The sequence below is a fragment of the Streptomyces sp. NPDC127068 genome (assembly GCF_042724695.1).
Classification (GTDB): Bacteria; Actinomycetota; Actinomycetes; order Streptomycetales; family Streptomycetaceae; genus Streptomyces.
The window spans coordinates 61548-87193 of the sequence record NZ_JBHXEN010000034.1; the positions used below are offsets into that span (position 1 = coordinate 61548).

The 25646-nt window shown below is 70.8% G+C and carries 17 protein-coding genes; 9 read left to right on the top strand and 8 right to left on the bottom strand.

Annotation, left to right across the window (positions count from 1 at the left end; all coding sequences use genetic code 11):
- Positions 1-88: 88 nt before the first annotated feature.
- Both ACFWIA_RS21785 and ACFWIA_RS21790 read left to right on the top strand, forming a co-directional pair.
- Entirely contained in the window at positions 89-1639 is a 1551-nt protein-coding gene (locus tag ACFWIA_RS21785) for an FAD-binding oxidoreductase (protein ID WP_387007564.1), read from the top strand.
- Positions 1640-2005: 366 nt separating this feature from the next.
- Positions 2006-3064 carry a methyltransferase gene (locus ACFWIA_RS21790; RefSeq protein WP_387007566.1) on the top strand — a complete coding sequence of 353 codons (1059 nt, stop codon included), beginning with the start codon at positions 2006-2008 and terminating at the stop codon, positions 3062-3064.
- Between the two features lie 234 nt (positions 3065-3298).
- On the opposite strand, the gene ACFWIA_RS21795 is transcribed toward ACFWIA_RS21790, so the two are convergent.
- From ACFWIA_RS21795 to ACFWIA_RS21810, 4 genes are all read right to left on the bottom strand, one after another.
- Positions 3299-3790: a response regulator transcription factor gene (locus tag ACFWIA_RS21795; RefSeq protein ID WP_387007567.1), complete on the bottom strand. Its 492-nt coding sequence runs from the start codon at positions 3788-3790 to the stop codon at positions 3299-3301.
- 915 nt (positions 3791-4705) lie between these two features.
- Positions 4706-5515, bottom strand: a complete 810-nt coding sequence (locus tag ACFWIA_RS21800) for an ABC transporter ATP-binding protein (protein WP_387007569.1) — start codon at positions 5513-5515, stop codon at positions 4706-4708.
- On the bottom strand, positions 5512-6618 hold the full coding sequence (locus ACFWIA_RS21805; RefSeq protein ID WP_387007571.1) for a FecCD family ABC transporter permease: 1107 nt from the start codon (positions 6616-6618) through the stop codon (positions 5512-5514). The genes ACFWIA_RS21800 and ACFWIA_RS21805 overlap by 4 nt, the downstream gene beginning before the upstream one ends.
- Positions 6619-6627: 9 nt before the next feature.
- The gene (locus ACFWIA_RS21810; RefSeq protein ID WP_387007573.1) at positions 6628-7599 is read right to left on the bottom strand and encodes an ABC transporter substrate-binding protein; all 972 of its coding nucleotides are present in this window, start codon (positions 7597-7599) and stop codon (positions 6628-6630) included.
- Positions 7600-7819: 220 nt separating this feature from the next.
- Between ACFWIA_RS21810 and ACFWIA_RS21815 the strand changes: the two genes are divergently transcribed.
- Complete coding sequence (locus ACFWIA_RS21815; protein ID WP_387007575.1) at positions 7820-9523, top strand: ABC transporter ATP-binding protein; 1704 nt, start codon at positions 7820-7822, stop codon at positions 9521-9523.
- Positions 9520-11265: an ABC transporter ATP-binding protein gene (locus tag ACFWIA_RS21820; RefSeq protein ID WP_387007577.1), complete on the top strand. Its 1746-nt coding sequence runs from the start codon at positions 9520-9522 to the stop codon at positions 11263-11265. Before ACFWIA_RS21815 ends, ACFWIA_RS21820 begins: the two co-directional genes overlap by 4 nt.
- A gap of 52 nt (positions 11266-11317) precedes the next feature.
- Here ACFWIA_RS21820 and ACFWIA_RS21825 read toward each other — a convergent pair whose 3' ends face one another.
- Both ACFWIA_RS21825 and ACFWIA_RS21830 read right to left on the bottom strand, forming a co-directional pair.
- Positions 11318-11944, bottom strand: a complete 627-nt coding sequence (locus ACFWIA_RS21825) for a TetR/AcrR family transcriptional regulator (RefSeq protein ID WP_385492578.1) — start codon at positions 11942-11944, stop codon at positions 11318-11320.
- A 303-nt stretch (positions 11945-12247) separates the two neighbouring features.
- On the bottom strand, positions 12248-14467 hold the full coding sequence (locus tag ACFWIA_RS21830; RefSeq protein WP_387007579.1) for an NADP-dependent isocitrate dehydrogenase: 2220 nt from the start codon (positions 14465-14467) through the stop codon (positions 12248-12250).
- A 387-nt stretch (positions 14468-14854) separates the two neighbouring features.
- Between ACFWIA_RS21830 and ACFWIA_RS21835 the strand changes: the two genes are divergently transcribed.
- Positions 14855-15535, top strand: a complete 681-nt coding sequence (locus ACFWIA_RS21835) for a pyridoxamine 5'-phosphate oxidase family protein (RefSeq protein ID WP_387007581.1) — start codon at positions 14855-14857, stop codon at positions 15533-15535.
- An 85-nt stretch (positions 15536-15620) separates the two neighbouring features.
- Here the strand turns inward: ACFWIA_RS21835 and ACFWIA_RS21840 are convergent, their stop codons facing one another.
- Positions 15621-17651, bottom strand: coding sequence for a M4 family metallopeptidase (locus ACFWIA_RS21840; RefSeq protein ID WP_387007583.1), 2031 nt, complete (start codon positions 17649-17651; stop codon positions 15621-15623).
- A gap of 556 nt (positions 17652-18207) precedes the next feature.
- Between ACFWIA_RS21840 and ACFWIA_RS21845 the strand changes: the two genes are divergently transcribed.
- The 4 genes from ACFWIA_RS21845 to ACFWIA_RS21860 all read left to right on the top strand — a co-directional run bounded on the left by ACFWIA_RS21845 (position 18208) and on the right by ACFWIA_RS21860 (position 24364).
- Positions 18208-19692, top strand: coding sequence for a protein kinase (locus tag ACFWIA_RS21845; protein WP_387007585.1), 1485 nt, complete (start codon positions 18208-18210; stop codon positions 19690-19692).
- A gap of 104 nt (positions 19693-19796) precedes the next feature.
- A complete protein-coding gene (locus tag ACFWIA_RS21850) occupies positions 19797-20438 on the top strand; it encodes a TetR/AcrR family transcriptional regulator (RefSeq protein WP_387007586.1) in 642 nt (213 codons plus the stop codon).
- 210 nt (positions 20439-20648) lie between these two features.
- Positions 20649-22619 (top strand): ABC transporter ATP-binding protein, encoded by a 1971-nt coding sequence (locus ACFWIA_RS21855; RefSeq protein WP_387007588.1) that lies wholly within the window; start codon positions 20649-20651, stop codon positions 22617-22619.
- On the top strand, positions 22616-24364 hold the full coding sequence (locus tag ACFWIA_RS21860) for an ABC transporter ATP-binding protein (protein WP_387007590.1): 1749 nt from the start codon (positions 22616-22618) through the stop codon (positions 24362-24364). Before ACFWIA_RS21855 ends, ACFWIA_RS21860 begins: the two co-directional genes overlap by 4 nt.
- A 23-nt stretch (positions 24365-24387) precedes the next feature.
- Here the strand turns inward: ACFWIA_RS21860 and ACFWIA_RS21865 are convergent, their stop codons facing one another.
- Positions 24388-25584, bottom strand: coding sequence for a hypothetical protein (locus ACFWIA_RS21865; protein ID WP_387007592.1), 1197 nt, complete (start codon positions 25582-25584; stop codon positions 24388-24390).
- Between the last annotated feature and the right edge of the window lie 62 nt (positions 25585-25646).

Sequence of the window (25646 nt, forward strand, 5' to 3'; positions counted from 1 at the left end):
GTAGGGTGATCTGACGACTTAACAAGTCCACACCGGCTATGCGACCGCTCCACCTTCCGGTCCGGACAGCAGAGATGGCGGACAGCTCATGAAGCATGACAACACCTATGACGAAGAGGGAAATGGGCCGGCCTATTTAACGCCACGTTCCACCAAGGTCACACCCGACGACATCCGTTACGAGAACCTGCGTCGCACGTACAACTACCGGTTCGCCGCGAATCCCGACTACTTTCGGCTGGTTCATTCTCCTCAGCAGGTCGAGGAGGCGGTCCGCGAGGCGGTCACCGAAAGAAAAAGGATCACGGTGCGATCGGGCGGCCACTGCGGCGAGGACTTCGTGGCCGCACCCGATGTTGAAGTGATCTTGGATCTCTCTCCGATGTCCCATGTCGGATTCGACCGGGAACGCCATGCCTTCGTCATCGAGGCGGGTGCTCGTGTGGGAAAGATGATCAATGATCTCTTCCACCACTGGGGGGTGACCGTCCCGTGCGGCTTCTGCATGGGAGTGGGAGCGGGCGGCCACATCAGCGGGGGTGGTTACGGGCCCCTCTCCAGGCTGATGGGGCTGAGCGTCGACCATCTGTACGCGATCGAAGTGGTGGTCGTGGACGGGAACGGCGAGGTGTCGACGGTGGTGGCCACCCGTGAGGAGGACGATCCGAACCGGGATCTCTGGTGGGCGCACACCGGTGGCGGCGGAGGGAACTTCGGCGTGATCACCCGGTACTGGATGCGCTCCCCCGGAGCGTCCGGCACCGATCCGGCCGACCTGCTGCCCCGCCCGCCGGGCGCGCTGCACATCGCAGAGGTCAGCTGGCCGTGGGACCGGCTCGCCGAGGCGGACTTCGTCCGGTTGATCAGCAACTTCACGGACTGGCAACTGGCGAACAGCGCGGCGGACTCACCGAACATCGACCTGTACGCCCTCGTCAACTGCCTGCACCGGTCGGCGGGGAACATCGCCATGAACGCGCAGATCCCGGCGGATTCGCCGGACGCGCAGGTCCGCATGGACCGTTTCCTCGAAGAACTCAACGCCGGCGTCGGGGTCGTCCCGACGGTCAGACGGCAGTCCCTGCCGTGGCTGGCAGCGACCCAGTACCTGGCGGTTCCCGATACCGGACCGACCGCCCTCGCCCTGCGCTGCAAGGTCAAATCGGCGGACCTGCGCGCTCCGCACGGTGCGGAGCAGTTGGCGACCATCTACCGGCACCTCACCCGGGACGACTACCGGGGCACCTACTCGGCGCTGGAGTACATCGCCTACGGCGGCAAGGTCAACACCGTGGCCTCCGATGCCACCGCCATACCGCGGGGCGCCCTGCTGAAGACGTTCTACATGGTGACCTGGCAGGACCCGGCCGCGGACGAGGAGCACCTGCGGTGGATCCGGGAGTTCTACCGCGACGTGCACGCGTCGACGGGCGGGGTGCCGGTCCCGAACGAGATCAACACCGGCGCCTACATCAACTACGCGGACGTCGATCTGGCCGATCCGGAATGGAACGCGTCCCCCGTCCCGTGGCACGCGCTGTACTACGGCGAGAACTATCCCAGGTTGCAGGAAGTCAAGGCGAAGTGGGACCCGTTGAACGTCTTCCACCACGCCTTGTCCGTCACCGCAACGCCATGAGACGCGGGCCGGACGACGGAAGAACCGCTCCTCGGCCCGCCACGTGACCACCCGGTGGGACTCGACGGCCCCTGCGGGCGCCTCCCCCGGGAACGGAACGGCCCGGTGCCGTCCCGACCACCGCACCGATCCACGGCGGCCCTCCTCGGAGCCCGTCGACGGATCGAGCGGCGCACCACCCGAGCACTCGGGGCCGCAGGGCCACCGGTGGACCACCGGAGCCGTCACCCGACGGACACCCCGGCGGATTCCTCATGCGGACCAGGGCCGTCGACCTCCCCGCGGCACCCGCCTTCAGGAAGGAACACCCATGACACCGTATGCAGACGAACCCCAGTACACCGACGGGGAAGGACCGGTGACGTCATGACGGTCGAAGCCGACGCCCGCCGCACCGTGGTCGCGGGGATCTTCGGGACTCTGGCCACCCAGGCGATCGGCGCCGCCGCGCGCCTGGACCTGGCCGACCGCATCGGCGACGGGGAGGCCGAATCCGTCGAGCTGGCCTCGGCCTGCGGCCTGCCCGCGGAACAGTTGGAGCGGCTGCTGCGCTCCCTGGCCTCGCTCGGCCTGTGCGCCGAGCGCACGCCGGGCCGGTTCGCCCTCACCGAGGCGGGCGCCCTGCTCCGCCAGGACCACCCGGCCTCCCTGCTGGCCTTCGCCAAATTCCTGACGCACCACGTCTTCCAGCGCAACTGGCTGAACCTGGAGGAGTCGTTGCGCACCGGTCGGGCCGCCTTCGACACGGAGTTCGGCGAGCCGGTCTACGACTACATGTCGGGCAAGCCGGAGTTGGCCGCCCTGTTCCACGCGGCCATGAGCAAGCGGCACCTCCCCGTGGAGATGGCCTCGGCGATCTCCACGGCCTACGACCTGGGCCGCTTCAGCACGATCACCGACGTCGGTGGCGGTGACGGCACCTTGCTCGCCGCCTGGCTCGGCCGGTTCCCCCATCTGACGGGCACCGTGCTCGAAACCGAGGCGGGGGTGGTGCAGGCGCAGTCGACCATCGCCAAGGCCGGGTTGGCGGACCGGTTCCGCGCGGTCGCGGGTGACTTCTTCACCGAGGTGCCCAAGGGCTCCGACCTGTACTTCATCAAGAACGTCATCCTCAACTGGGACGACGAGCGGGCCTGGGTGATCCTGCGCCGGGTCAGGGCGGCCATGCCGGACCACGGGAGGCTGCTCATCGCCGAGCCGGTGTTGCCCGACACCGCCAATAGGGACACCCTCAACCACGCGGCCATCGAGAACCCGTACCTGACGGACCTGCACATGCTGGTCACCATCGGCGGCCGGGAGCGCACCCGGGCGGAGTACACCGCGCTCTGCGCACGGGCCGGGCTGCGCGTCACGGGGGTCGTGCCGCTGGAGCAGGAGCTCAACGCATCGCTGATCGAGGCCGTGCCCGACACCGCCCCCTGAGTCCGGGGTGGCGGTAGTGGGGTCGACCCACTACCGCCACCCGGTACGACGACGACACCGTGCTCCGCCGCAGGACGGGACGCCGATCGTCGACGGCCCGGTGCGGGCGGCGCCGCCGACGATCCAGCGAGTGCACTGTGGTCCTGGGGGTCAGCCACAGACGACCGGGCGGTTCAGCAGCGTTCCGTCGTCATCGTCCGGAACCCGTTCCCGGTGCGGGGGAACGGCGGGGGATCAGGAAGGCGTGTCCTCCCGACACTGGTACGGAACCAGCCCCTGGCGCATGGCGATGACCACCGCTTCCGTTCGGTCCGCGACACCGAGCTTGTGGTAGACCATGTGCAGGTGGGCCTTCACCGTCTGCTCGGTGATGTGCAGGGAGCGGCCGATCCGGCGGTTCGACAGACCCTGGGCCAGCAGGTTGAGCACTTCCTTCTGGCGCCGGGTGAGGGGCAGGGGCGGCTTCTGGGGGATGCCGGACCGTGTTCCCCCTCCGAGGGAGTCACTACAGGTCTCGTCCTGAGGCCGCAACAGGGTTCTGGGTGCCCCGGCGGCTGCTGATACCTGGCTCTGGTTGCCTCGAACGGCCCGGTCCCGGTGTCGGGGGGCGACCAGGTTCTTCCGTGCGCGGCGAGCGATGTCACCGAGCTCCTGTAAAAGCGTCAACACTTCGTCGATCTGGGCGATGGCCGCCTGGGCTTCGTCTTCGTCCTGGCGTTCCGTCAACGGTATGACGTTCGCACGATCAATCACCGGGTGATTCGCCTTTCGTTTGGACGAGTCATTTTGACGAGCACTTCGGACTTCGGGGGGTCACTTCGCGATGCCAGTGAGACTAAGAAACCTGGCGATGATCCGAAGGTCAATGTGGTGAAATTCATCGACGTACGAGTCCGGGACCCGGATGCGATTGTGGCCGTGGTCACGGCTGTCGTCAACGGGCGAAACGATGTCGCGACGGCCGTCGGTCCGGGCCAGCGTGGCGGATGGCTACTGCCCCGCTCTATCGATGGCGCCGACGTTCCGTGGATATCGCGTCCCCAGTGGCCGAGATCCCCATCATGGGTCCTGGTAATCCGTTGATTTCCTCGTTGTCGGGACGGTTTTCGGCAGCATCTCGCCTCCCTTCACCTGGTCGATCACCGGAACCCGGGCCCGGTGATGTCGTTCTTCCGGCGGCCGTCCTTCAGCGCACCGCCGATCTCCTCGGTGTGCGGGCTCTCGCCTCAACGACGGTGCCGCACGCGGGGAACAGCGCTCCACGCGGCAACGCCGTCTCGGCAACGCTCAGATCACCTCCGCGTCGAGCGCTCGACCGGCACCCCGGGCCGTTGCGTTCAGCATTTTCCCGAGGGGCCATAGTTCATTGCCTATACCTATCAAGAAACCCATGCACATTGCACCTTCCTATCAGCCGACGGGCTGTCCCGCAATCCCCGGCGAGTGCGCGACAACAGTCGCGACTGCGCGCCACCCGGCCGGAACGTCCGCATGTATCCGCTTTGTTGACGCTCCTTCACCTCGTGGCGCAACCGCGTCCGACGTCGCGTGCCGCTCCCCCGCGGATTGCGGGACAGCCCCAGGTACCCGGCACTGCCCTGTTCAGGTGGTGCGGTCAGCGGTCGCGGGTCAGCGGAGCAGTCATCGGTTCTTCACTCCCTCCGCGCGTGCGGGTAGCGGGGCGACGCGCTGTGGTGAGAACGCGAGGAGCAGGCCGCCGGTGGCCGGATGGGTCAGGTGGGTGCAGGTGACTCCGAAGACCTTCAGGACGAGTTCCGGGTTGAGCACTTCCGCGGGCGGGCCGTCTGCGACGATGCGCCCTTCGTGCAGGACGTAGAGCCGGTCGCAGTAGGTGGCCGCGAGGTTGAGGTCGTGCAGGACGCACAGCGTGGCTCGGTTCAGGTCACGCACGAGTTCGAGGAGTTCGAGTGCGGCGTAGACGTCGAGGTGGTTGGTCGGCTCGTCGAGGAGCAGCAGCGGGCTCTCCTGCGCGAGTGACCGGGCCACCAGGGCCCGTTGTCGCTCGCCGCCGGACAGGGTCGACAGCCGCCGGGTGCGGTGGTCGGCCAAGCGGACGCGCTCCAGTGCGCTGATGATCCGTGTGTTGTCCCGGCCGGTGGTGCTTTCGAACGCCCGGAGCCAGGGTCCGCGGCCCATGGCCACGAGTTCCTCGACGGTGAAGTCGAAGTCCGGGGTGCTCTCCTGGGCGACCAGGGCGGCGCGGCGCGCGACTTCACGCTGGCTGAGCCCCCGCACGTCGTCGCCGCCCAGTTCGACGCTGCCGGCGACGGGGTCGAGCGCCCGGTAGATCGTGCGCAGCAACGAGGTCTTGCCGCTGCCGTTGGGCCCGACGAGACCGACGCGTTCGCCGTCGTCGACGGTGAGGTCGCAGTCGGCGACGATCGGGGTGGAGCCGAGCCGGACGCTCACGCCGGCCAACGAGAGTCTCATGACGCCTCCGAGCGGCGCAGTAGCCAGAGGAAGACCGGTGCGCCGAGCAGGGCGGTGACGATGCCGATGGGGAGTTCCTCCGGGCGGACGACGATGCGGCAGAGCAGGTCGACGGCGACGAGGTAGATCGCTCCGAGGAGCATGGCGATCGGGAGCAGGCGTCGATGGTCGGGGCCGACGACCAGGCGCACCAGGTGCGGAACGATCAGCCCGACGAAGCCGATGCCGCCGGACACGGCGACGAGCACACCGGTCAGGAGCGAGGCCACGATCAGCAGTTGGATGCGGGCGCGGTGTACGGAGACGCCGAGCGAGAGCGCGGCGTCGTCACCGGCGGCGAGCGCGTTGAGCGTCCGGGTCTGGAGGATCAGATAGCTGCCGGCGATCAGTACGGCCGCCGCCGGCAGCGACAGGTTCGACCACGACGACGCCGACAGCGAGCCCAGCAACCAGAAGAGCACCGAGTGCGCCGCGTCCGCGTTGGCGCTGCGGAAGATCACGAAGCTGGTGGCGCCGCTGAACAGGTAGGACAGCGTCACCCCGGCGAGGATCAGACGGCTCGGGATGACCCGTCCGGCCCGGCGCGACAGCCCGAGGACCGCGATGGTGGCGACGAGGGCTCCGACGAAGGCCGCTGCCGAGGTCGACAGGCCGGCCACCGCCACCGAACCGAGCGTGATCACTACGGCGGCCATCAACCCGGCGCCCGCGGAGACTCCGAGGACGTAGGGGTCGGCGAGCGGGTTGCGGACGGTCGCCTGGAGCGTGACGCCGACGGCGGCCAGGCCCGCGCCGACGACCGCGGCCAGGAGGACGCGCGGGAGCCGCAGGTTCCACACGATCTGATCGTCCATGACGGTGGCGGACGTCTTGGCGCCGATCAGGTGATCGGCGATGACCGTGGTGACGGTCTTGAGCGGCACGCCGACGGAACCGATCGACACGGCCACGCAGACCATGACGACGAGCACGAGGAGCAGGGCGGGCACGACGAGGGGGAGAGAGGTGCGCCAGCCGCTGCGGCCGGACGTCCCCCGAGGGGCGCTCTTCGCACGCCCCTCGGCCTCGGTGGCCGCCGTCGGAGCCGGTGTGTGCTGTGACATCGCGGACCCCTACTGCGAGCGGAACGCGCTGGGGTGCAGGAAGCGTGCGACATCGACGACGCCGTCCACCGGCCTGGTGCTGCCGCGTGCGCCGGTCTTGGCCGAGTCGATCGCGAGGATGCGGCCCTTCTTGACGGCGTCGGTGTGCGGGAACGTCCGCTTCAGGAAAGCGATCGACTCCTTCTGGCCCTCCGCCGACGCGGTGAAGTCGTCGACGATGATGGCCCCGGGGTTGCGCGCGATGATCTGTTCGGCGCTGATCGGGGCGAACTGTCCCGGCAGGTCGGCGAAGACGTTCGTGCCGCCCGCCCGCTTGAGCACGTCGTGCGAGAGGCCGCCCGAGGTGACGTAGAGCTGGCCGGCGACGCGTGAGATCTCGACGACCTTGCGCTCGGGCTGCTCGGCGATGCGCTTGCGCACGTCGTCGAGCTTGCCGTGCAAACGGTCGGTCAGCGCATCGGCGCGCTTCTCCACCGCGAAGATGGTGCCGAGTTGGTCGAGGTCCGCGTCCAACGAAGCGAGTCCGGAGGTGTCCGCGGCCAGGTCCTTGGCGCAACCGCCGCTGACCACGTAGGTCGCTATGCCCAGTTTCTTCAGCTCGGCGATGGTCGGGCTGCCCTGGTTGCCGGAGACCTTCTCGATCTGATCGGTGATCAGGAGATCGGGCTTGGCGGCGACCAGCGCCTCGGTGCTCGGATTGCGCGACCCGAGGCTGGGGAGGGCGGCGAGGCGCTTCTTCAACTCGGGGGCGGGTGCGGACTCGCCGCGCGTCTTGGCGACTATCCGGTCCCCGACCCCGAGCGCGTACAGGGTGTCGGCGAGGGCGTCCGTGGTGATCACCACGCGCTTCGGGGCGCGGTCCAGTGAGAAGGTCTTGCCGCAGGACTCGAAGGTGATCGCGCCCGACCCGCCTCCCTCGCTGGAGCCGTCGTCGGTGTCCGCGCACCCCACGGCCGCGAGCGCGACGAGGGCGCTGAGCATGGCGGCTCGAAGCCGGTTCGGAACCACGCGCGGTCTGCGGCTTCGTGACGGACGGTCAAGGTGCGGATGGAGCATGAAGTGACGTTCCCTTCAACGGAAAAGACATGGAGAGGCGGTGCGCACATTATTGAATGAGACTCAGTCGCCATGTTAGGGTACCCTAATGAAATCATCAACATCACAGACGCCCGGGCTGGCCGGCCCGGGCGCTTTGTTTCGCATGCTGGCTCCGATCCGGACCCATCTGGTGGTCTGCGCGATCCTCTCGGCCCTGAGCGCGGCGGCGGGCATCGTGCCCTACATCGCCGTCGCCGAAATCGCACGACTGATGCTTGACGATCCCTCAGGCTCGGACTCGGCCATCTGGACCTGGGTCGGCATCGGCGCCGTGGGCGCCAGCCTGTGGTTGTTCCTCTTCGTACAGTCCGCTCGCGTGGGGCACTTCGCGGACGCGGCGATCCTGCACGACGTGCGCGTGCGGATCGTGCGCCACCTCGGCACGCTGCCGCTGGGCTGGTTCCGCGCCGCGGGCTCGGGCAAGGTCAAGCGGGCGATGACGGGCGACCTGGAGGAGATGCACGAGGTCATCGCCCACGCTCTGGGTCAACTGACCGGAGCGGTCACGGTGGTGACCGTCGGTGCCGGCTACCTGTTCTTCGTCGACGTCAAGATGGCGCTGGTCGTGCTCGGCGTCCTCGGCGTGATGGGCATCTTCTACCGCATCTCGATGCGCTCCATGACGACCCATATGAACCGACTGATCGCCGCCGACGCACGGATCAGCGCCGCCAGCGTCGAGTACGCCGACGGCATCCAGGTGGTCAAGACGTTCGGCACCGGGGGCCGCGTCCTGCGCCGCTTCGACGACGCCGTGGACGAGCACACCCATGCGTTCGCCGCCTGGGTCGCCGAGGTGCGCTACAGCTCCGCGGCGTCCCGGCTGTTCGGCTCGGAGATGGCCGTGCTCGCCGCCGTGACCGCCGTCGGGCTGGTCCTGGTCGACCGGGGGTCACTCGGCGTCGCCGACCTGGTGGCGTTCCTGGTCGTCGCGGTCGGGCTGCCGAACTCGATCCTGCCGGCCGTGAGTGCCGCCCAGGGCGTGCGCAAGGGCCGGATGGGCGCGGCCAACATCGAGCAGTTGCTGTCCCGCACCTCCCTACCCGAGCCGGAGCACCCGCAAACGCCGAGTGGTCACGGGGTGGAGTTCGACCACGTCTCGTTCTCGTACGACGGGGTGACCAACGCGATCGAGGACGTCAGCGCGGTGTGTCCGCCGGGCCAGGTGACCGCGATCGTGGGGCCGTCGGGCGCGGGGAAGACCACGCTCACGAGCCTGCTGCCGCGCTTCTACGACGTCACGGAAGGGGCGGTCCGGATCGGTGGCGTGGACGTGCGCTCGATCCGGTCGGCCGATTTGTTGGCCTCGATGTCCCTGGTGTTCCAGGACGTCGCACTGCTCCGGGACAGCGTGGTGGAGAACATCCGCATCGGCCGGCCCGGCGCCACGGACGAGGAGGTCCGCCGGGCGGCGGTCGCCGCGCAGATCCACGAGGTGATCGAGGCACTGCCCGACGGGTACGACACCCTGCTCGACGCCAACGGCGGCGGCCTGTCCGGCGGTGAGCGCCAGCGGTTGACGATCGCCCGGGCGATCCTGTCCGGGGCACCGATCGTCGTCCTGGACGAGGCGACGGCCGCGCTGGACGCCGACAGCGAGTCGGCGGTGCAGGAGGCACTGGCCACCTTGGCGATCGGCAAGACCGTGATCGTCATCGCCCACCGGTTGCACACGATCGCCGGCGCGAACCAGATCCTCGTGTTCGAAGGCGGACGGCTCGTCGAGCGGGGCGTCCACGACGAGTTGCTCGCCCGCGAGGGTCTCTACGCCCGGATGTGGGCCGCACAAGAAGGAGTGCTCGCATGATCCGCCGGCTGTACCGACTCTGGCCGGAGCCGAAGTTGTTGGCCCGGCTGTGGCTGCTCACGGCAGGGCAGGCCGTGCTCCAGGGACTGCTACTCGCCCTGCTCGTCCCCATTCTGGACGCCGTCGTCCGACCCGAACCCGACGTCGGCGCGGCCACCGGGTGGCTGGTGGCCGGCGCGATCGGCGTGATCGCCTACGCCGTGCTGAGCATCATCGCCACCCCGGTGGGCTTCAAGGCGTCGGGCGCTCTCGCCGCGCAACTGCGTCGCCGGTTGATGCACCACGTCAGCACGTTGACGCTGGGCTGGTTCACCGCCGAGCACAAGGCACGGCTCGCGCGCGGGGTGACCGCGGACGTGGGCAGCGCCGCGCACCTGGCCGTGACCGTCGCCGGGCCCGCGATCACCTCGACGCTGCTGCCCGCGACGGTCGTCATCGTGACGTTCGTGGTCGACTGGCGGATGGCGCTGCTGTTGTGCGCGATCGCGCTGGTCGCCTTCTGGGCGCTCCAGCGTGCCGCACGGATCGCCGAGATCACCGAGAGCGAGCTGGAGCAGGCGGCCACCGGGGTCGCCAGCCGCGCGATCGAGCTGGGCCAGGCACAGCCGGTCCTGCGTGCCGCCGGTCACGCCGACGGAACCCCCCGCATGCGGGCCGCGTTGGAGGACCACCGCGAGACCTACCGGGACGGCATGCGTCGCGCACGGCGACCGTTCTTCGTCTACACCGGTGTGATCATGGGTGGGTTCATCGCGGTGCTGGCGCTGGCCGCCGAGCTCATGCTCAGCGGGCGCATCGAGGTCGCCGAGGCGATCGCCTTGCTCGTGCTGGCCTCCCGCTTCCTGGAGCCGCTCGGCAACCTGATCGACCTCATCGGCGCCCTGCGCGCGATGCGGAACCAGATCGGGCGCATCGAGGAGCTGTTGGCCACTCCCACCCTCCCGATGTCGGCGGAGCCGGTGAACCGGGTCGAGGAGGCCGACGTCGAGTTCTCGAACGTCACCTTCACGTACCCGGGCGGCGACGCCCCCGCGATGCAGGACGTGTCCCTGCGCTGCCGGCCGGGCACCACCACGGCACTGGTCGGACCGTCGGGTTCCGGCAAGACGACGGTGACCCGGCTCATCGCCCGGTTCTTCGACGTCGACTCGGGACAGGTGCGCGTCGGCGGCGTCGACGTGCGCGAACTCGACCAGGCCGCCCTGCTCGACGAGATCGCCATCGTCTTCCAGGACGTCTACCTGTTCGACGACACCATCGAGGACAATCTGCGCCTGGCGCACCCGGAGGCGACCTGGGACGAACTCAAGGAGGCGGCCAGCGCGGCCCGGCTCGACGAAGTGATCGAGCGCCTGCCCGACGGCTGGGACACGCGCGTGGGTGAGGGCGGCGCCCAGTTGTCGGGTGGCGAACGCCAACGCGTCGCGATCGCCCGGGCGATCCTCAAGCGGGCGCGCATCGTGCTCGTCGACGAGGCCAGTTCCGCGCTCGACCCCGAGAACGAAGCCGCGATCACCCAGGCCATCGCCAACCTCGGTGACAGCCCCGACCGCACGGTGATCGTCATCGCCCACCGTCCCGCCACCCTGGCCGCCGCGGATCACGTGGTCTCGCTGGACGACGGTCGCGTGGTGGAGTCCGGCACGCCCGCGGAGTTGCTGCGCACGGGCGGGGCGTTCGCGCGCCTGAGTCAGCAGTACGAGCGGGCGCGACACTGGCGCATCGCCAACGCCGCCCTCTGATCCGCGCCGCTGCCGACGACCCCCGCACGAGGTCGTCGGCAGCTCACAGCGGTCAGTTCTCGACGCGTAGGTAACGGTGTGCGAGGTCGGTGATGTCGGCGATGAGCTCGTCGGCCAACCGGTCGATGTCCTCGGCCTCGTGGTGCAGCAGCGCATGGGTGGCCCCGTACCAGGCGCTGTAGATCAGGCTCGCGGCCATGGCGGGGTTCGGAGCGTCCGACGGCGGGTTCGGGCGCTCCGCAATCAGTTGTCGAAACGCTTCGACGTGCGGGTTCTCAGGACTGACCTGGATATCCGTCTTGGCGTTGATGGGGGTGTGTCCGTAGAGCACGTCGTGCAATTCGGCATGCTCCACGTAAACACGGACCGCATCGCTGAGCCAAGCGTCCAAGCGTCCGATCCAGTCGTCGGCGGGCAGGTGTTGCACCACTGCGTGCTGCCGTTCGACCAGCCGATCGATAAAGCGGGCCTGCAACGCGAGCATGAGGTCACGCTTCGAACCGAAGTGCAGATAGAACGTGCCGATGGCGACGTCCGCGCGCTCCGTGATCTCATCGATTCGAGCAGCGTCAATTCCGCGCTCGGCGAACACTCTCTCGGCTGCGTCGAGGAGGTCGGCACGCCGTTCCTCGGCGGGTTTGGTTCGCGGGCGACCCCGCGTTGATCGACGCTGACTCATCCATGCAGTTTACGCGTTCACTGGCGACGTTGTCGGCAAAGAGCGAGTCTCCTTCACCACGCCATTTCGGGATGCACCAATGACAGTTGGGCACGTCATTGCGCATATTGGTCAATTCGACTGAAGCTCATTCACCATTTGCCGTGCGATAACAGTGGATCAACGGCCCGGGCTCCGACCGTCCACGTGACGCAGGGCCACGGCGCAGCAATCGGCCCCGCGGGGCGGGAGCCCGGCGGGGCCGATGACGGTCTGCCCCCGACCGCACCGGTGCGGTCGGGGGCAGACTCACGGGTCGATCGATCAGCCGAGGGTGGCGATCGCCTCGTTGAGGGTCGTCGACGGACGCATGACGGCCGCCGCCTTGGCGGGGTCGGGCTGGTAGTAGCCGCCGATGTCGACCGGCTTGCCCTGGACCGCGATCAGCTCGTCGACGATCGTCTGCTCCTTGGCGGTCAGCGTCTCGGCGAGCGGGCCGAACGCCTTGGCGAGCTCCGCGTCGTCGGTCTGCTTGGCCAACTCCTGCGCCCAGTACTGCGACAGGTAGAAGTGGCTGCCGCGGTTGTCGATGCCGCCGACGCGCCGGGTCGGCGACTTGTCCTCGTTGAGGAAGGTCGCCGTGGCACGGTCGAGGGTGTCGGCGAGGACCTGGGCACGCGCGTTGCCCGTGGTCTGCGCGAGGTGCTCGAAGCTGGCCGCGAGGGCGAAGAACTCGCCCAGGCTGTCCCAGCGCAGGTAGTCCTCCTTGACGAGCTGCTGGACGTGCTTCGGCGCGGAGCCGCCGGCGCCCGTCTCGAAGAGGCCGCCGCCCGCCATCAGCGGGACGACCGACAGCATCTTGGCGCTGGTGCCCAGCTCCAGGATCGGGAAGAGGTCCGTCAGGTAGTCGCGCAGCACGTTGCCGGTGACGGAGATCGTGTTCTCGCCGCGGCGGATGCGCTCCACGGAGAGCTTGGTCGCCTCGACCGGGGACAGGACCTTGATGTCCAGCCCCTCGGTGTCGTGCTCCAGCAGGTACGTCTTGACCTTCTCGATGAGCACGGCGTCGTGGGCGCGGGTCTCGTCCAGCCAGAACACCGCCGGGTCCCCGGTGGCGCGGGCCCGGGTGACGGCGAGCTTGACCCAGTCGCGGACCGGGGCGTCCTTGGTCTGGCAGGCGCGGAAGATGTCGCCGACGGCGACGGGCTGCTCCAGGACGACGTCGCCCTGCTCGTCGACGAGACGGACGGTGCCCGCGGCCGGGATCTCGAAGGTCTTGTCGTGGCTGCCGTACTCCTCGGCCTTCTGCGCCATCAGACCGACGTTCGGCACCGAGCCCATGGTGGACGGGTCGAAGGCGCCGTTGACACGGCAGTCGTCGACGACGACCTGGTAGACACCGGAGTAGCTGCTGTCGGGCAGCACCGCGAGGGTGTCGTGCTCCTGGCCGTCCGGGCCCCACATGTGGCCGGAGGTGCGGATCATGGCGGGCATGGAGGCGTCGACGATGACGTCCGAGGGGACGTGCAGGTTGGTGATGCCCTTGTCGGAGTCGACCATCGCCAGCTCCGGGCCCTCGGCGAGCTCGGCGTCGAAGGACGCCTTGATCTCGGCTCCCTCCGGCAGGGCCTCCAGGCCCTTGAAGATGCCGCCGAGGCCGTCGTTCGGGGTCAGGCCGGCCGCGGCGAGCGTGTCGCCGTGCAGCGCGAACGTCTTCGGGAAGAAGGCGCGCACGACGTGGCCGAAGACGATCGGGTCGGAGACCTTCATCATCGTCGCCTTGAGGTGCACCGAGAAGAGCACGCCCTCGGCCTTGGCGCGGGCCACCTGCGCCGTCAGGAACTCGCGCAGTGCGGCGACGCGCAGCACGGAGGCGTCGACGACCTCGCCCGCCAGGACGGGCACCGACTCGCGCAGCACGGTGGTGGAGCCGTCCTCGCCCACCAGCTCGATGCGGAGGGCGCCGGCCGTGGTGATCACCGCGGACTTCTCGGTGGAACGGAAGTCGTTCTCCCCCATGGTCGCGACGTTCGTCTTGGACTCGGAGGTCCAGGCGCCCATGCGGTGCGGGTGGGTCTTGGCGTAGTTCTTCACCGACGCGGGGGCGCGACGGTCGGAGTTGCCCTCGCGCAGCACCGGGTTGACGGCGCTGCCCTTGACCTTGTCGTACCGGGCGCGGATCTCCCGCTCCTCGTCGGTCTTCGGGTCGTCCGGGTAGTCCGGCAGCGCGTAGCCCTGCTGCTGGAGCTCGGCCACCGCGGCCTTCAGCTGCGGGATGGAGGCCGAGATGTTCGGCAGCTTGATGATGTTGGCGTGGGGCTGCTTCGCCAGTTCGCCGAGCTCGGCGAGCGCGTCGTCGATGCGCTGGGCCTCTTTGAGGTGCTCGGGGAAGCTGGCGATGATCCGCCCGGCCAGGGAAATGTCACGGCTCTCGACACTGATCCCGGCCGTCGCAGCGTACGCCCGGACCACAGGCAGGAACGAGTGCGTCGCCAGGGCCGGAGCCTCGTCGGTGTGCGTATAGATGATGGTCGAGTCAGTCACCAGTACTCCGCTTCACGGCTACATCGTCTCGACATCAAGATATCTCGTGATCGGGTCTTTCTGACACCGCCCCCCGCACCTCTGTTCCCGCACGGTGGTGCGCCGGCCGCGTGGCGGGCCGTGCGGCCCGGGCTCGAAGCCGTGTTCGCCGTCGGGATCGACGCGATCGCGCGCCGCCGCCCGACCCCGAAGGCCGGGGGGTCACGGAGCCACCCCTCTCCCACTTGCAACGAATTTCGTTGCTCAGCGACCTTGATGCAACTAATTTCGTCACACATATGGCCATGTAGCGACCAAATCGATAGTGTCGCGAGAGTCTTCCACTAGGGGCGCGCACCCGGTGCGCCCGGTGGAGGACTTCAGGCCGGTACGGACGAAAGAGCCGATATGAAGCAGGACCCGCTGTCGCCGGAGCTGCCCGGAACCGATCGCACACGCCATCGCCGACTGCGGGAGCAGGGCAGCAGTGACCGCGCCGTGCTGGACTCCGTCCTGGCCGCGGGGTTCATGTGCCACTTCGGGGTGGTCGTCGACGGCCATCCGATGGTGGTGCCGACCGTGTACGGGGCCGACGGGCGCCACCTGTACTTCCACGGCTCCGTGGCCAGCCGGAGCCTGGTCGCCGCGCCGGGCGCGACGGTCTGCGTGACGGTCACCCACGTGGACGGCCTGGTGCTGGCCCGATCGGTGTTCGAGCACGGAGTGAACTACCGCAGCGCGATGGTCTACGGCGTCCCCCGGCTCGTCACCGACCCCGCCGAGAAGCTCGCCGGTCTGCGGTGCCTCACCGAGCAGAGCGCACCCGGGCAGTGGGACTACGCACGCCGGCCCAGTCGGAAGGAGCTGGCGGCGACCACGCTGCTCGCCCTGTCCCTTGAGGAGGCTTCCGTCAAGATCCGTCGTGGTGGTCCCGACGACGGCGACGGCCCCGACGCCGCACTCCCGATCTGGGCCGGCACCCTGCCGCTGGTGACGACCGTCGGCAGGGAGCAGGCCGACGCGGACCTCCCGGGCGGCATCGCGGTGCCGCCCCACATCGCCGCCCGGGTGGGCGCCCGGCTCGGCTGAGCGCAGGGGACGAGGGGGCGGCGGGCACGCGGGGACGACCCCCGTGCCCGCCGCCCCGGTCACGTGCGGAGGGCGGAGCGCGGGATCAGAAGGACAGCGTCCAACTGTTGATGTAGGCGCCGGGGTCCGAGTACGCCCCGGCCCGGGCCCGCAGTTTCCAGGTGCCGTTGGCGGTCTCGGCCGAGGCGTCCACGCCGAGCGTGGCGACGTAAGGGCTGCTCCCCATCCAGGGACCGTTCGCCAGGGGGTAGGCGGTGCCGTCCGGTGCCACCAGTTCGAGCGCAGCCCTCGGGTCGCCGACGGTGTGCAGGTCGACGAGGAGGATGGTGGGCGCCTTGCCGGGCACACCGGTCACGGTGATCGGCGACTCGGCGGCGGCGGGCAGCGCGGGCAGGGGGACGTCGTCGTTGTTGGTGAAGACGGGGCCGGGCGGCCGGGGGGCAGGGTTGCCGGGTCGAGCGCCCACGTTGACGGCGCCCCAAGCGTCCATCACCCCGCGGTGGACGGCCGAGTCCGCGCCGTAGAGGTCGGCGGCGGCGGCGAGGGTGGCCGCGCGGGCGCCGGCGTAGTCGGTGGTGGACGTCATGTAGAGGGTGAGGGCGCGGTACCAGATCCGCTCGGCGGCGGCCCGTCCGATCCCGGTGACCGGCAGACCGTCGTGGGTGGGGCTGTCGTAGGAGACACCGTTGATCGTCTTGGCGCCGCTGCCCTCGGCCACCAGGTAGAACCAGTGGGTGGCCGGCCCCGCCGTGTATCCGGGGTTGGAGCTGGAGGCGAAGCGGGGGTGCCAGTAGTTCGCGCTCCGGTCCCGCTTGGCCGGTCGGTCCATGTGCCGCAGCGGCGGGTTCAGACCTCCGACGTCGACCTTCTCGCCGATCGTGTAGTCGCCCACGTCGTGGCTGTTGTCCGCGTGGAACTCCACGGCGGCCGCGAAGATGTCGCCGGTCGCCTCGGCGATGCCGCCGGACTCGCCGTAGTAGTTCAGCTTGGCCGTGTTGCTGACCAGGCCGTGGGCGAGTTCGTGGGCCGCGGTGTCGAGGGAGGTGTACGGCGTCGTGCCGCCGTTGCCGTAGCTCGCGCAGAAACAGGAATCCTGCCAGTAGGCTCCGCGGTAGTCCCCCAGGTAGTGGACCCGGGAGCTGGCACCGTCGCCGTCGTTGCGGATGCCGTAGCGGTCGTGCACCTCGGCGAAGTAGTCCCAGGTGGCCTGGGCACCGTAGGCGGCGTCCACGGCGTCGGTCTGCTTGCTCGCCGAGGTGCCGTCGCCCCAGACCCCGTCGGTGTCCGTGAACAGCTTCCCCCTGCCCGCGTCCCCGGACGACAGCCCCGTGACGTCGTAGGTCCGGTGGCTGCCGCGGCCGGTGTCGGTCAGGTTGTAGAAGGAGCCGAACCGGGACGTCCCGAGGGTGACTTGACCGCTGTGCCGGCTGTGGCCGATGCCGCTGTGCCGCTTCACCGCCTCGTAGCCGTACAGCTCGGCGCCCGTGGTGGCGTCGGTGATGACGTGGTACTCGCTCGGGGTGCCGTCGGGTTGGGTGCCGTGGACCACGGATTCCCAGGCGAGGACCGGACGTCCGGAGGCCGCCCAGATCACCGCGCGCGGCTTCCGGTGGAGCTCGGCGCGGTCGGTGCCCTGCGACTCGGCCTCGGCCAGGGCGAAGGCGCCGGCGGTGGTAGCGCTGCGGGTCGCCGCGGCGCGGGGAACGGCCACCCGGGCGCGGGTGGCCCTGGTCACGCCCTCGGTGGCGCCGGACGGTGTGCTGTGGACGACCAGGTCGCCGCCGAGGACGGGTAAGCCCTCGTAGGTGCGTTCGTAGCGGGTGTGCACCGTGCCGTCGGCGTCCTGGAGCACGCTGCGGGGCAGCAGTCGCTCCTTGCGGCCCAGGCCGAGGGCGGTGGCCGTCTCGGCCCGGTCGGCCTCGGCCCGCGACAGCAACGCGGCCTGGCGCTGGGGGTCGAGCTTCACCGGCAGGGCGCCGGCACGTGGCTGCGGGGCCGACGGGGCGGGCCTGACGGGCGCGGCACCGGCCGTGCCGGAGGGAACGGCCACGGCGATCAGTGCGACACCTGCGAGCAGGGCTCCGGCGGCCGAGGCCCTACGGGAGATCCGTCTCATATCAACTCCTTGCGCGCCGGCCGTGCGTCACGGCCGGAACAGGACCCGTCGACGGGGTGTGCCGAACGGGCAGGGACGTCCAGTGCGGTGGTGTCGTTCCCTTCCGGAGGACATGGGGTGCATGCGCCGAGTGGGGCGTGCGTGGCGCGGTGCTTCGGCTCAGGGACCGCCGGGCACGAACGGGGAGTGGCACCGCGGGAAGCCTGGCACTGGAGGGGAGCGTGCGCCAGGTGGGGGCACGGGGACTTGGCCGTATCCCGTGTGTGGTGCGGGGTGATCGTCCGGGGAGCGCCACCGGTTCGGACGTCGTCGCACGGTGCCCCGGGGTGCCGGGCGCGGGGGCTCCGGCGCCCGTCCGGGTAGTGGCCAGAAGGCACGGTCCGGTGCCCGGGCAGGGTGGACGGAACGTCAGGGTCCGTTCCGGAGCTGCCGATCCGCGCTGCCCCGGCCGTCGTCCGGACTTCGCGTGCGGGGTTCGCCCGGGCGTCATAATGGGCGTCCACGCCGGGAGTGCGGTGGGGGACGCGAGGTGCACTGGGGGGTGCGGGTGGAAAGCGTGTCGGACAGGTACGAGGTCACGGGGACGCTCGGGCGCGGTGGGATGGGCGTGGTGTACGCGGCCGTCGATCGCGAGCTGGGCCGCGAGGTCGCGGTGAAGGTCCTCCCGCCCGAGTTCCTGCGGGAGTCCCAGTTCCGGACCCGGTTCCACCGGGAGGCCCGGACGATCGCCCGGCTGAACCATCCGGGGATCGCGGTCCTGCACGACATCGGTGAGGACGAGACGCAGGACCCGCCCATGCCGTTCCTGGTGATGGAGTTGGTCCGGGGGCGGACCCTGGCCGAGATCGCGGCCGCGGGGCAGTTGAGCACCGAGCAGGCGGTGCGGATCACCTTGGAGATCCTGGAGGCGCTGGAGCACAGCCATGCCCAGGGCGTCGTGCACCGGGACATCAAGCCCTCCAATGTGATGGTCGTCGGGCCGCTCGCCGGGGGCACGGGCAGCCGGAACCGGGTGAAGGTCCTCGACTTCGGCATCGCCCGACTGCTTGCGGACACCTCCACCCGGCTGACGGCCACGGGGGTCTCGGTGGGGACCCCGTCCTACCTCTCGCCGGAGCAGGCCGACGGCAACGGCACGGACGCGCGTTCCGATCTGTACTCGGTGGGCTGTCTGCTCTACGAGTTGCTGACCGGGAACCCCCCGTTCCGCGGCGACTCGCCGTTCGTGGTGCTGCTCGCCCACATCCAGAAGCCACCGGTGCCGCCCGCGCAACTGCGCCCGGGCCTCAGCCCGGAGGTCAACGCGGTGGTGCTCACCGCACTCGCGAAGCAGCCGGCGGACCGGTTCGCCGACGCGACGGCCATGCACGCGGCGCTCGCCCACGCCCTGGACCCCTCCCGACCCGCGTTCCCGCCCCAGCCTCCACCAGCCGCCCCGCTCCCCCATCCGGCGACGGCGGTCGACCACCATTCCGTCACCGCGCCCGCGTACCCCGCTCCGGCGCACCCCGCGCCCTGGGTGCACGGCGCCCCCACGGTTCCCGTACCGGTGCCGGCCACCCACGTGGATCTCCATGAGCCCGAGCCGCCGCACGTCCGACTGGCCGGGTTCGGGCAGCGACTCGGAGCGCGGTTGATCGACCTGGTGCTCCTCTCGCAGGTCGCCCTGCCGGTGATCATGATCCTGGACAGCTCCCTGGGACCCTCGACGGACCCCTCGGTGGCCGAGGGCGCGCAACTGACGTTCGTGTTCGCCTTCCTGTACGAGAACCTCGGCATCCGCCTGTTCGGGAGGACGATCGGCAAGCGCCTGGTGGGGCTGCGGGTGGTCCACCGGACCACCCATCGCCGACCCGGGTGGAGGGCCCTGGTGCGGGCCAGCGTGTTCTGGGGGCTCTTGGCGGGCCTCTGGGCACTTGAGGCGGGCGGGCAGTGGCTGATCCTCGTCCTGTTGGTCGACCTGATGTGCCTGCTGCGCAAGCGCACCAGGCACCGGCTCCTCCACGAGCGGGCCAGTGCGACGATCGTCATACGCGCCTGACGGGCCCGGCCGGCGGCCCGACCTGGGGGCCGGAGCGGGAACACGGACCGGACGCCCGGGGCCGGCATCGATCGAGCCGCGTGCCGCCGGGGCAGAATGACCGCATGTCGACACACCCCGCCCGCGGCCGGCGCACGGCCCGTCTCTCCGCCGACGTGGTGGTGGCCACCGCGATCCGGTTGGCGCGGTCCGAGGGGATCGCGGCCGTGAGCATGCGGCGGCTCGCGGACGAGTCGGGGGTCTCGCCGATGGCCCTGTACCGGCACGTCGCGGACCGTGCGGACCTGTTACTCCGGATGCTGGACGCCGTCGCGGACGAACTCGCTCCCCCTCCCACCGAGGGGACGCCGCGGCAGCGTCTGACCGTCGTGATGCACGACATGTACGACACCTTCCGACGGGACCCGTGGGTGGTTCAGGTGCTGGCCACGGAGGGGCTGGCGAGCACCCGCGTGCTGCCGGTCCTGGAAGCCGTGTTCACCGCTTTCGCCGATGCCGGTGTCGAGCCCGTACGGGCCCGGGACGCCTACGGGATGCTGTTCAGCTTCGTGTTCGGCGAGACCCTGGTGGCGCACCACGACCACGCGGACTCGCAGGCCCGGAGCATGATGCGGGAGATCGACCCGGCCCGGTACCCACACCTGTCCGCGGTGATCGCGTCGAGCGCTCCGCCCGGGGTCCGGGACCGGGAACGGTTCGCCGGGAACCTGGAACTCCTCCTCGACGGGGTGCTCGGCGTCGACTGAGCCCCCGAAGCCCCCCGAGCCCGCCGTCCGGTGGTCGTGAGGGCGCGGCTTCCGCCCGGCGCGGGCGGCAGCGTCCAAGCACGCTCCCCCCGCGGGCCGTTCACTGCGGGACCGCGCCGGGGCGATCCCGGGTCCCCTGCTTGACAGTCCCGAAACACTTAGGGCAGCCTCACTCGAAGTATACGGTGTATACACGAGGGAAGGCGGGACATGCCCGGAACCAAGGACGACCGACGACAGGGCGGGCGAGCAGCTCCGGGACCGGATGCCCGGCCGCCCGGAGCGCATCCCGCGACCGGTCCCGGGCCCGCCCCTGCCGATGCCTCCGCCGACGCGCCGGCACCGGCCGCGTCCTCGCCTCCGGAGGCCCCCGCCGGCACCGGCCTCGCCGCGCTCCTGGCTCCCGTACGGGGCCGGCTCGCCCTCGCGGTGGTGCTCCAGGCCGTCGCCGCCCTGGCCTCGGTGGTCCCGTTCATCGCGGTGGCAGAACTCGGCCGGGTGCTCCTGGACCCGGGACCCGGCGGGGAGGTGGACCGGGACCGCGCCTGGTGGGTTGCCGGAACCGGAGCCGCGGCCATGCTGACCGGGCTCGCCCTCACCCTCGCCGCCGGTGCCCTCACGCACCTCGCCGACAACGACCTCAGCCTCGCGCTGCGCCGGCGGCTGGCCGCGCACCTGGGACGCGTACCGCTCGGCTGGTTCACCGACCGCAACTCCGGGCTCGTCCGCAAGGCGGTGCACGACGACGTCTCGGCCATGCACCACCTCGTGGGCCACACCCTCACCGACATCACCCGCGCGGCCGTCGTCCCGCTGGCCTCGGTCGCGTACCTCTTCGTCATGGACTGGCGGCTCACCCTCGTCACCCTGGTCCCGGTCGTCATCGGCCTGGCCCTGTACGGCCGAATGGCGGGCAGCGCCTCCGCCCGGGCCAACCACGCCCGCTACGACGAGGCACTGGCCCGGGTCGGCGCCGCCTCGGTGGAGTTCGCGCACGGCATCACCGTGGTGAAGACCTTCGGCCGGGCCCGCCGCGCCCACCGCCGGTTCACCGACGCCACCGACGCCCTGTCCGCCCACTTCCTCGACTGGGTACGGGGGATGATGCGCACGGGTGCCACCGTCGAGCTGATCCTCTCGCCGGTGTTCCTGTTGTTGTGGATACTCGGCGTCGGCGTCCTGTTCGTCTCGCGGGGCTGGGTCGAAGCCGTGGACCTGCTGCCCTTCGCCCTGCTCGGACTCGGGCTCACCGCCCCGGTCCTGGGGCTCGGCTACTCGGCCGAGGACGTCCGCAAGGCCCGCCAGGCCGCCGACCGGGTCGGCGCGATCCTCGCCACCCCCGCCCTGCCCGAGCCCGCACCGGGAGGTCGGGCCACGGCGGACGGCACCACCGTCGAGTTCGACCGGGTGTCCTTCGGCTACGACGACCGCTCCCGCGCCCTCGACGAGGTGTCCCTCACCCTGCGGCCCGGCAGCGTCACCGCCCTCGTCGGCCCCTCCGGCTCCGGAAAAACCACGCTCGCCCGCCTGTTGCCGCGCTTCTACGACGTCACCGGCGGAGCCATCCGCATCGGGGGAGCCGACCTGCGCGAACTGCCCGCCGCACACCTCTACCGGCTCGTCTCCTTCGTCTTCCAGGACGTCCAACTGCTGCGCGCCAGCGTGCGGGAGAACCTCACCCTGGCCCGTCCCGACGCCACCGACGAGGAGGTCGCCTCCGCCGCGCGGGCCGCGCAGATCCACGACCGGATCCTCGAACTGCCCGACGGCTACGACACCGTCGTCGGTGAAGGCGCGCTGTTCTCCGGCGGCGAGGCCCAGCGACTCTCCATCGCCCGGGCCCTGCTGGCCGACACCCCGGTACTGGTGCTCGACGAGGCCACCGCCTTCGCCGACCCGGAGTCCGAGGCCGCCATCCAGGAGGCCCTGTCCCGACTCGTCGTCGGACGCACCCTGCTCGTCATCGCGCACCGGCTCGCCACCATCTCCGGCGCCGACCAGATCGCCGTGCTCGAACGCGGCCGGATCGTCGAACGGGGCACCCACGCCGAACTCCTGGCCCTCGGCGACCGGTACGCCCGCTCCTGGGCGATCGACGAACGGTCCGGCCAAGAGGGCCCCGCCGTGCACCCGGCCCCCGCTCCCCGCCCCGCTGACGACCCCACGGAGGCCACCCCGTGATCCGCCGACTCCTGACCGTGCTCGACCCGCCCGGCGCGGCACTGCTGCGCCGCATGCTCGTGGGCCTCGTGCTGTGCGCGGTCCTCCAGGGCACCGCCTTCGCCCTCCTGGTCCCCCTGTTGCGGGAACTCCTCGGCGACGGCGGCCCGTCGGGAGCCGCCCGCTGGTTCGGAGCCCTGGCACTGGTCTTCGCCGCGTACGCGGTCTGCTACTGGGACAGCACCCTGTGCGGCTACCGCGCCGGCGCGGGACTGTCCCGGACCCTCTACCGCCGTCTCGGCGACCACGTGGCGACCCTCCCGCTGGGCTGGTTCACCCCCGAGCGGACGGACCGGCTCACCCAACTCACCGCCAAGGGCGTCATCGACGTCATGGGCGTGCCCGCCCACCTCCTGCGCCCGGTCATCAGCGCCTTCGTCACCCCGCTGGTCGTGGTGGCCCTGATGTTCTTCTTCGACTGGCGACTCGCCCTCGCCGCACTGGTCGGTCTGCCGCTCGCCGCGCTCGCCCACCGGGTCACCGGCCGGGTGGTGGCCCACAGCGACCACGCCCACCACGCGGCCTCCGCCGAGGCCGGCGGCCGGGTGATCGAGTTCACCCGCAGTCAGCCGGTGCTCCGGGCCTTCAGTCGCACGGTGCACGGGCACCGGGCCCTGGACGACGCCCTGGTCGCCCAACGCGACACCGGACGGCGACTGCTGCTGCGCGCGGTGCCCGGATTCGCCGCCTTCGTCATGTCCGTTCAGCTGGCCTTCACCGTCGTCCTGTTGACCGGTACGGTGCTGGCCCTCGGCGGATCGGTCGGCGCCCCGGAGCTGATCGCCCTGCTGGTCCTGGCCGCCCGGTTCGTGGAACCGCTGGTGGTCGCCGCCGATCTGGCCGCCGCGGTGCGCATCGCGGACAACGCACTCGCCCGGGTCCAGGCCGTCCTGGAGACCGCTCCGCTCCCCGAACCCGAGGTGCCAGCCACCCCCGCGGACCCGGATGACACCTCCGTCGAACTGGCCGGGGTCACCTTCGGCTACGACCGTGCGGACCCGGTGCTCCGGGACTTCTCCCTGCACGTCCCGGCGCGTTCCCTGACGGCCCTGGTCGGCCCCTCGGGCTCGGGCAAGACCACGGTCACCCGGCTCGTCGCCCGGTTCTTCGACACCGACGCGGGACGGGTCCTGGTGGGCGGCACGGACGTGCGGGAACTGGGCACCGAGGCCCTGATGTCCCGGATCTCCCTGGTCTTCCAGGACGTCTACCTGTTCGACGCGACGATCTCCGAGAACATCCGGCTGGCCCGCCCCGAAGCCACCGAGGAGGAGTTCCGCCGGGCGACCCGCCTCGCGGGTGTGGACGAGATCGCCGCACGGCTGCCGGACGGTTGGGACAGCCGCGTCGGCGAGGGCGGCACGGCCCTGTCCGGCGGCGAACGGCAACGGGTGTCGATCGCCCGCGCCCTGCTCAAGGACGCTCCGATCGTGCTGCTCGACGAGGCGACCGCCGCCCTCGACCCGGAGAACGAGCACATCGTGCAGAACGCGCTCACCGCGCTCGCCCGCGACCGTACGCTGCTGGTGATCGCCCACCGCCTCCAGACGATCACCGCGGCCGATCGGATAGCCGTGCTGGACGGGGGACGCGTCGCCGAATCCGGAACCCACGAGGAGCTCCTGGCCCAGGGCGGCCGGTACGCGGCCTTCTGGTCGGAACGCTCCCGTGCCGGCGGGTGGCGGCTCGCGGAATCCCGCGCCTGAGGAGGGGCAGGGCGCGCCCGTCCTCATCGGGGCCGGTGTTCGGACGCCGGCCCCGATGAGGTCACCCCCAGGCAGACCGCGGCGGCGACCGCGCTCCCCGCGCCCAGGGCGATCGCCGTGTCCAGGTCGAGGACCCCCAAGCCGAGCGACCCGGACGCGAACCCCACCGTCTGGACGACATGGGCGACGGAGAACCCCTCGGACCTGCGCGCTCGCGGCAGTACGCGCTGGAGGTTGACGGAACTGACGGCGAGCAGCGGACCGGTGCACGCCCCCACCAGCACCAGGCCCCCGAGCAGTGCGTACCAACCGTCGCCGAAGGCGACCACAGTGCCACCGACCGCCAGGCCCGACAGGCAGAGCACGGCCAGCGCGGTCGTGGCCCGGCCGCGCCAGGCGAACAGCGCGCTCCCGAGGATGCTGGCCACCGCCAGGACCGCGATCAGCAACGCGGCCGTGTGGTGCGCGCGGCCCTCGGACTCGGTGAGCCGGGCCGCCAGCGGCAACGCGCCCACCTCCAACGCGGCCAGGAGTTGTCCGATGGTGAACAGGCAGGCCAGCCAGCCCAGGGTGCGGAACCAGTCGATCGGCTCCGCACCGGCACCCGACTCCCCCGCCGCGTCGGTCGCGCAGGGCGTCCCGACCGGCAGGGCCAGGGAGCTGACCACGAACGCGGCGGCCATGCCGAGCACGGGAGCCCACGGACTCCAACCGGCCGAGGTCACGGCCAGCGCCGGCCCCGCGATGATCACCACCTCCAGGAGGGTGGCGTCGACACTGACGGCGCGCAGGAGGAGCGACTCGGGCACGGTGCGGGCCAGCAGGGTGCGGAACCCGGCCGACAGTCCGCCCGCGGCGGCGCCGCACACCCCGGCCGCCACCAGCAGTCCCCAGACGGGCGCTCCGAGCCGGGCGGCGGCGCCGACGGCGAGTGCCGTACCGGCCGAGCACCACAGCAGCCGGCGCAGCCCACGGCTCGGGGCGGTGCGGTCGAGCGACCGTCCCCCCGGGATCGACACGACCAGTTGGCCGGCCACGAACGCCACCATCATCATCGCGCCCGCCCGGTAGGAACCCGTGGTGGTCGTGGTCAACGCCGTGAAGGCGAGCGGGGCCATAGTGCCGGGCAGCCGGCTGAACTGGGTCGCCGCGGACCACCGCCAGTACGGTCGGTGGCGGAACAGGGAGGGGCGGGCACGGTCGGTACCGGTCGTCGTCACCAGGCGAACCTGGCACCGGACCCGCCGCACCCGCCATTGGTTCGGAACTGGCCGAACCTTGA

Coding starts and splice junctions, on each gene's coding strand:
- ACFWIA_RS21855 (WP_387007588.1), top strand. CDS start 20,649: ATGCCCGGAACCAAGGACGACCGACGACAGGGCGGGCGAGCAGCTCCG.
- ACFWIA_RS21840 (WP_387007583.1), bottom strand. CDS start 17,651: ATGAGACGGATCTCCCGTAGGGCCTCGGCCGCCGGAGCCCTGCTCGCA.
- ACFWIA_RS21800 (WP_387007569.1), bottom strand. CDS start 5,515: ATGAGACTCTCGTTGGCCGGCGTGAGCGTCCGGCTCGGCTCCACCCCG.
- ACFWIA_RS21805 (WP_387007571.1), bottom strand. CDS start 6,618: ATGTCACAGCACACACCGGCTCCGACGGCGGCCACCGAGGCCGAGGGG.
- ACFWIA_RS21825 (WP_385492578.1), bottom strand. CDS start 11,944: ATGAGTCAGCGTCGATCAACGCGGGGTCGCCCGCGAACCAAACCCGCC.
- ACFWIA_RS21850 (WP_387007586.1), top strand. CDS start 19,797: ATGTCGACACACCCCGCCCGCGGCCGGCGCACGGCCCGTCTCTCCGCC.
- ACFWIA_RS21810 (WP_387007573.1), bottom strand. CDS start 7,599: ATGCTCAGCGCCCTCGTCGCGCTCGCGGCCGTGGGGTGCGCGGACACC.
- ACFWIA_RS21815 (WP_387007575.1), top strand. CDS start 7,820: ATGCTGGCTCCGATCCGGACCCATCTGGTGGTCTGCGCGATCCTCTCG.
- ACFWIA_RS21820 (WP_387007577.1), top strand. CDS start 9,520: ATGATCCGCCGGCTGTACCGACTCTGGCCGGAGCCGAAGTTGTTGGCC.
- ACFWIA_RS21785 (WP_387007564.1), top strand. CDS start 89: ATGAAGCATGACAACACCTATGACGAAGAGGGAAATGGGCCGGCCTAT.
- ACFWIA_RS21835 (WP_387007581.1), top strand. CDS start 14,855: ATGAAGCAGGACCCGCTGTCGCCGGAGCTGCCCGGAACCGATCGCACA.
- ACFWIA_RS21790 (WP_387007566.1), top strand. CDS start 2,006: ATGACGGTCGAAGCCGACGCCCGCCGCACCGTGGTCGCGGGGATCTTC.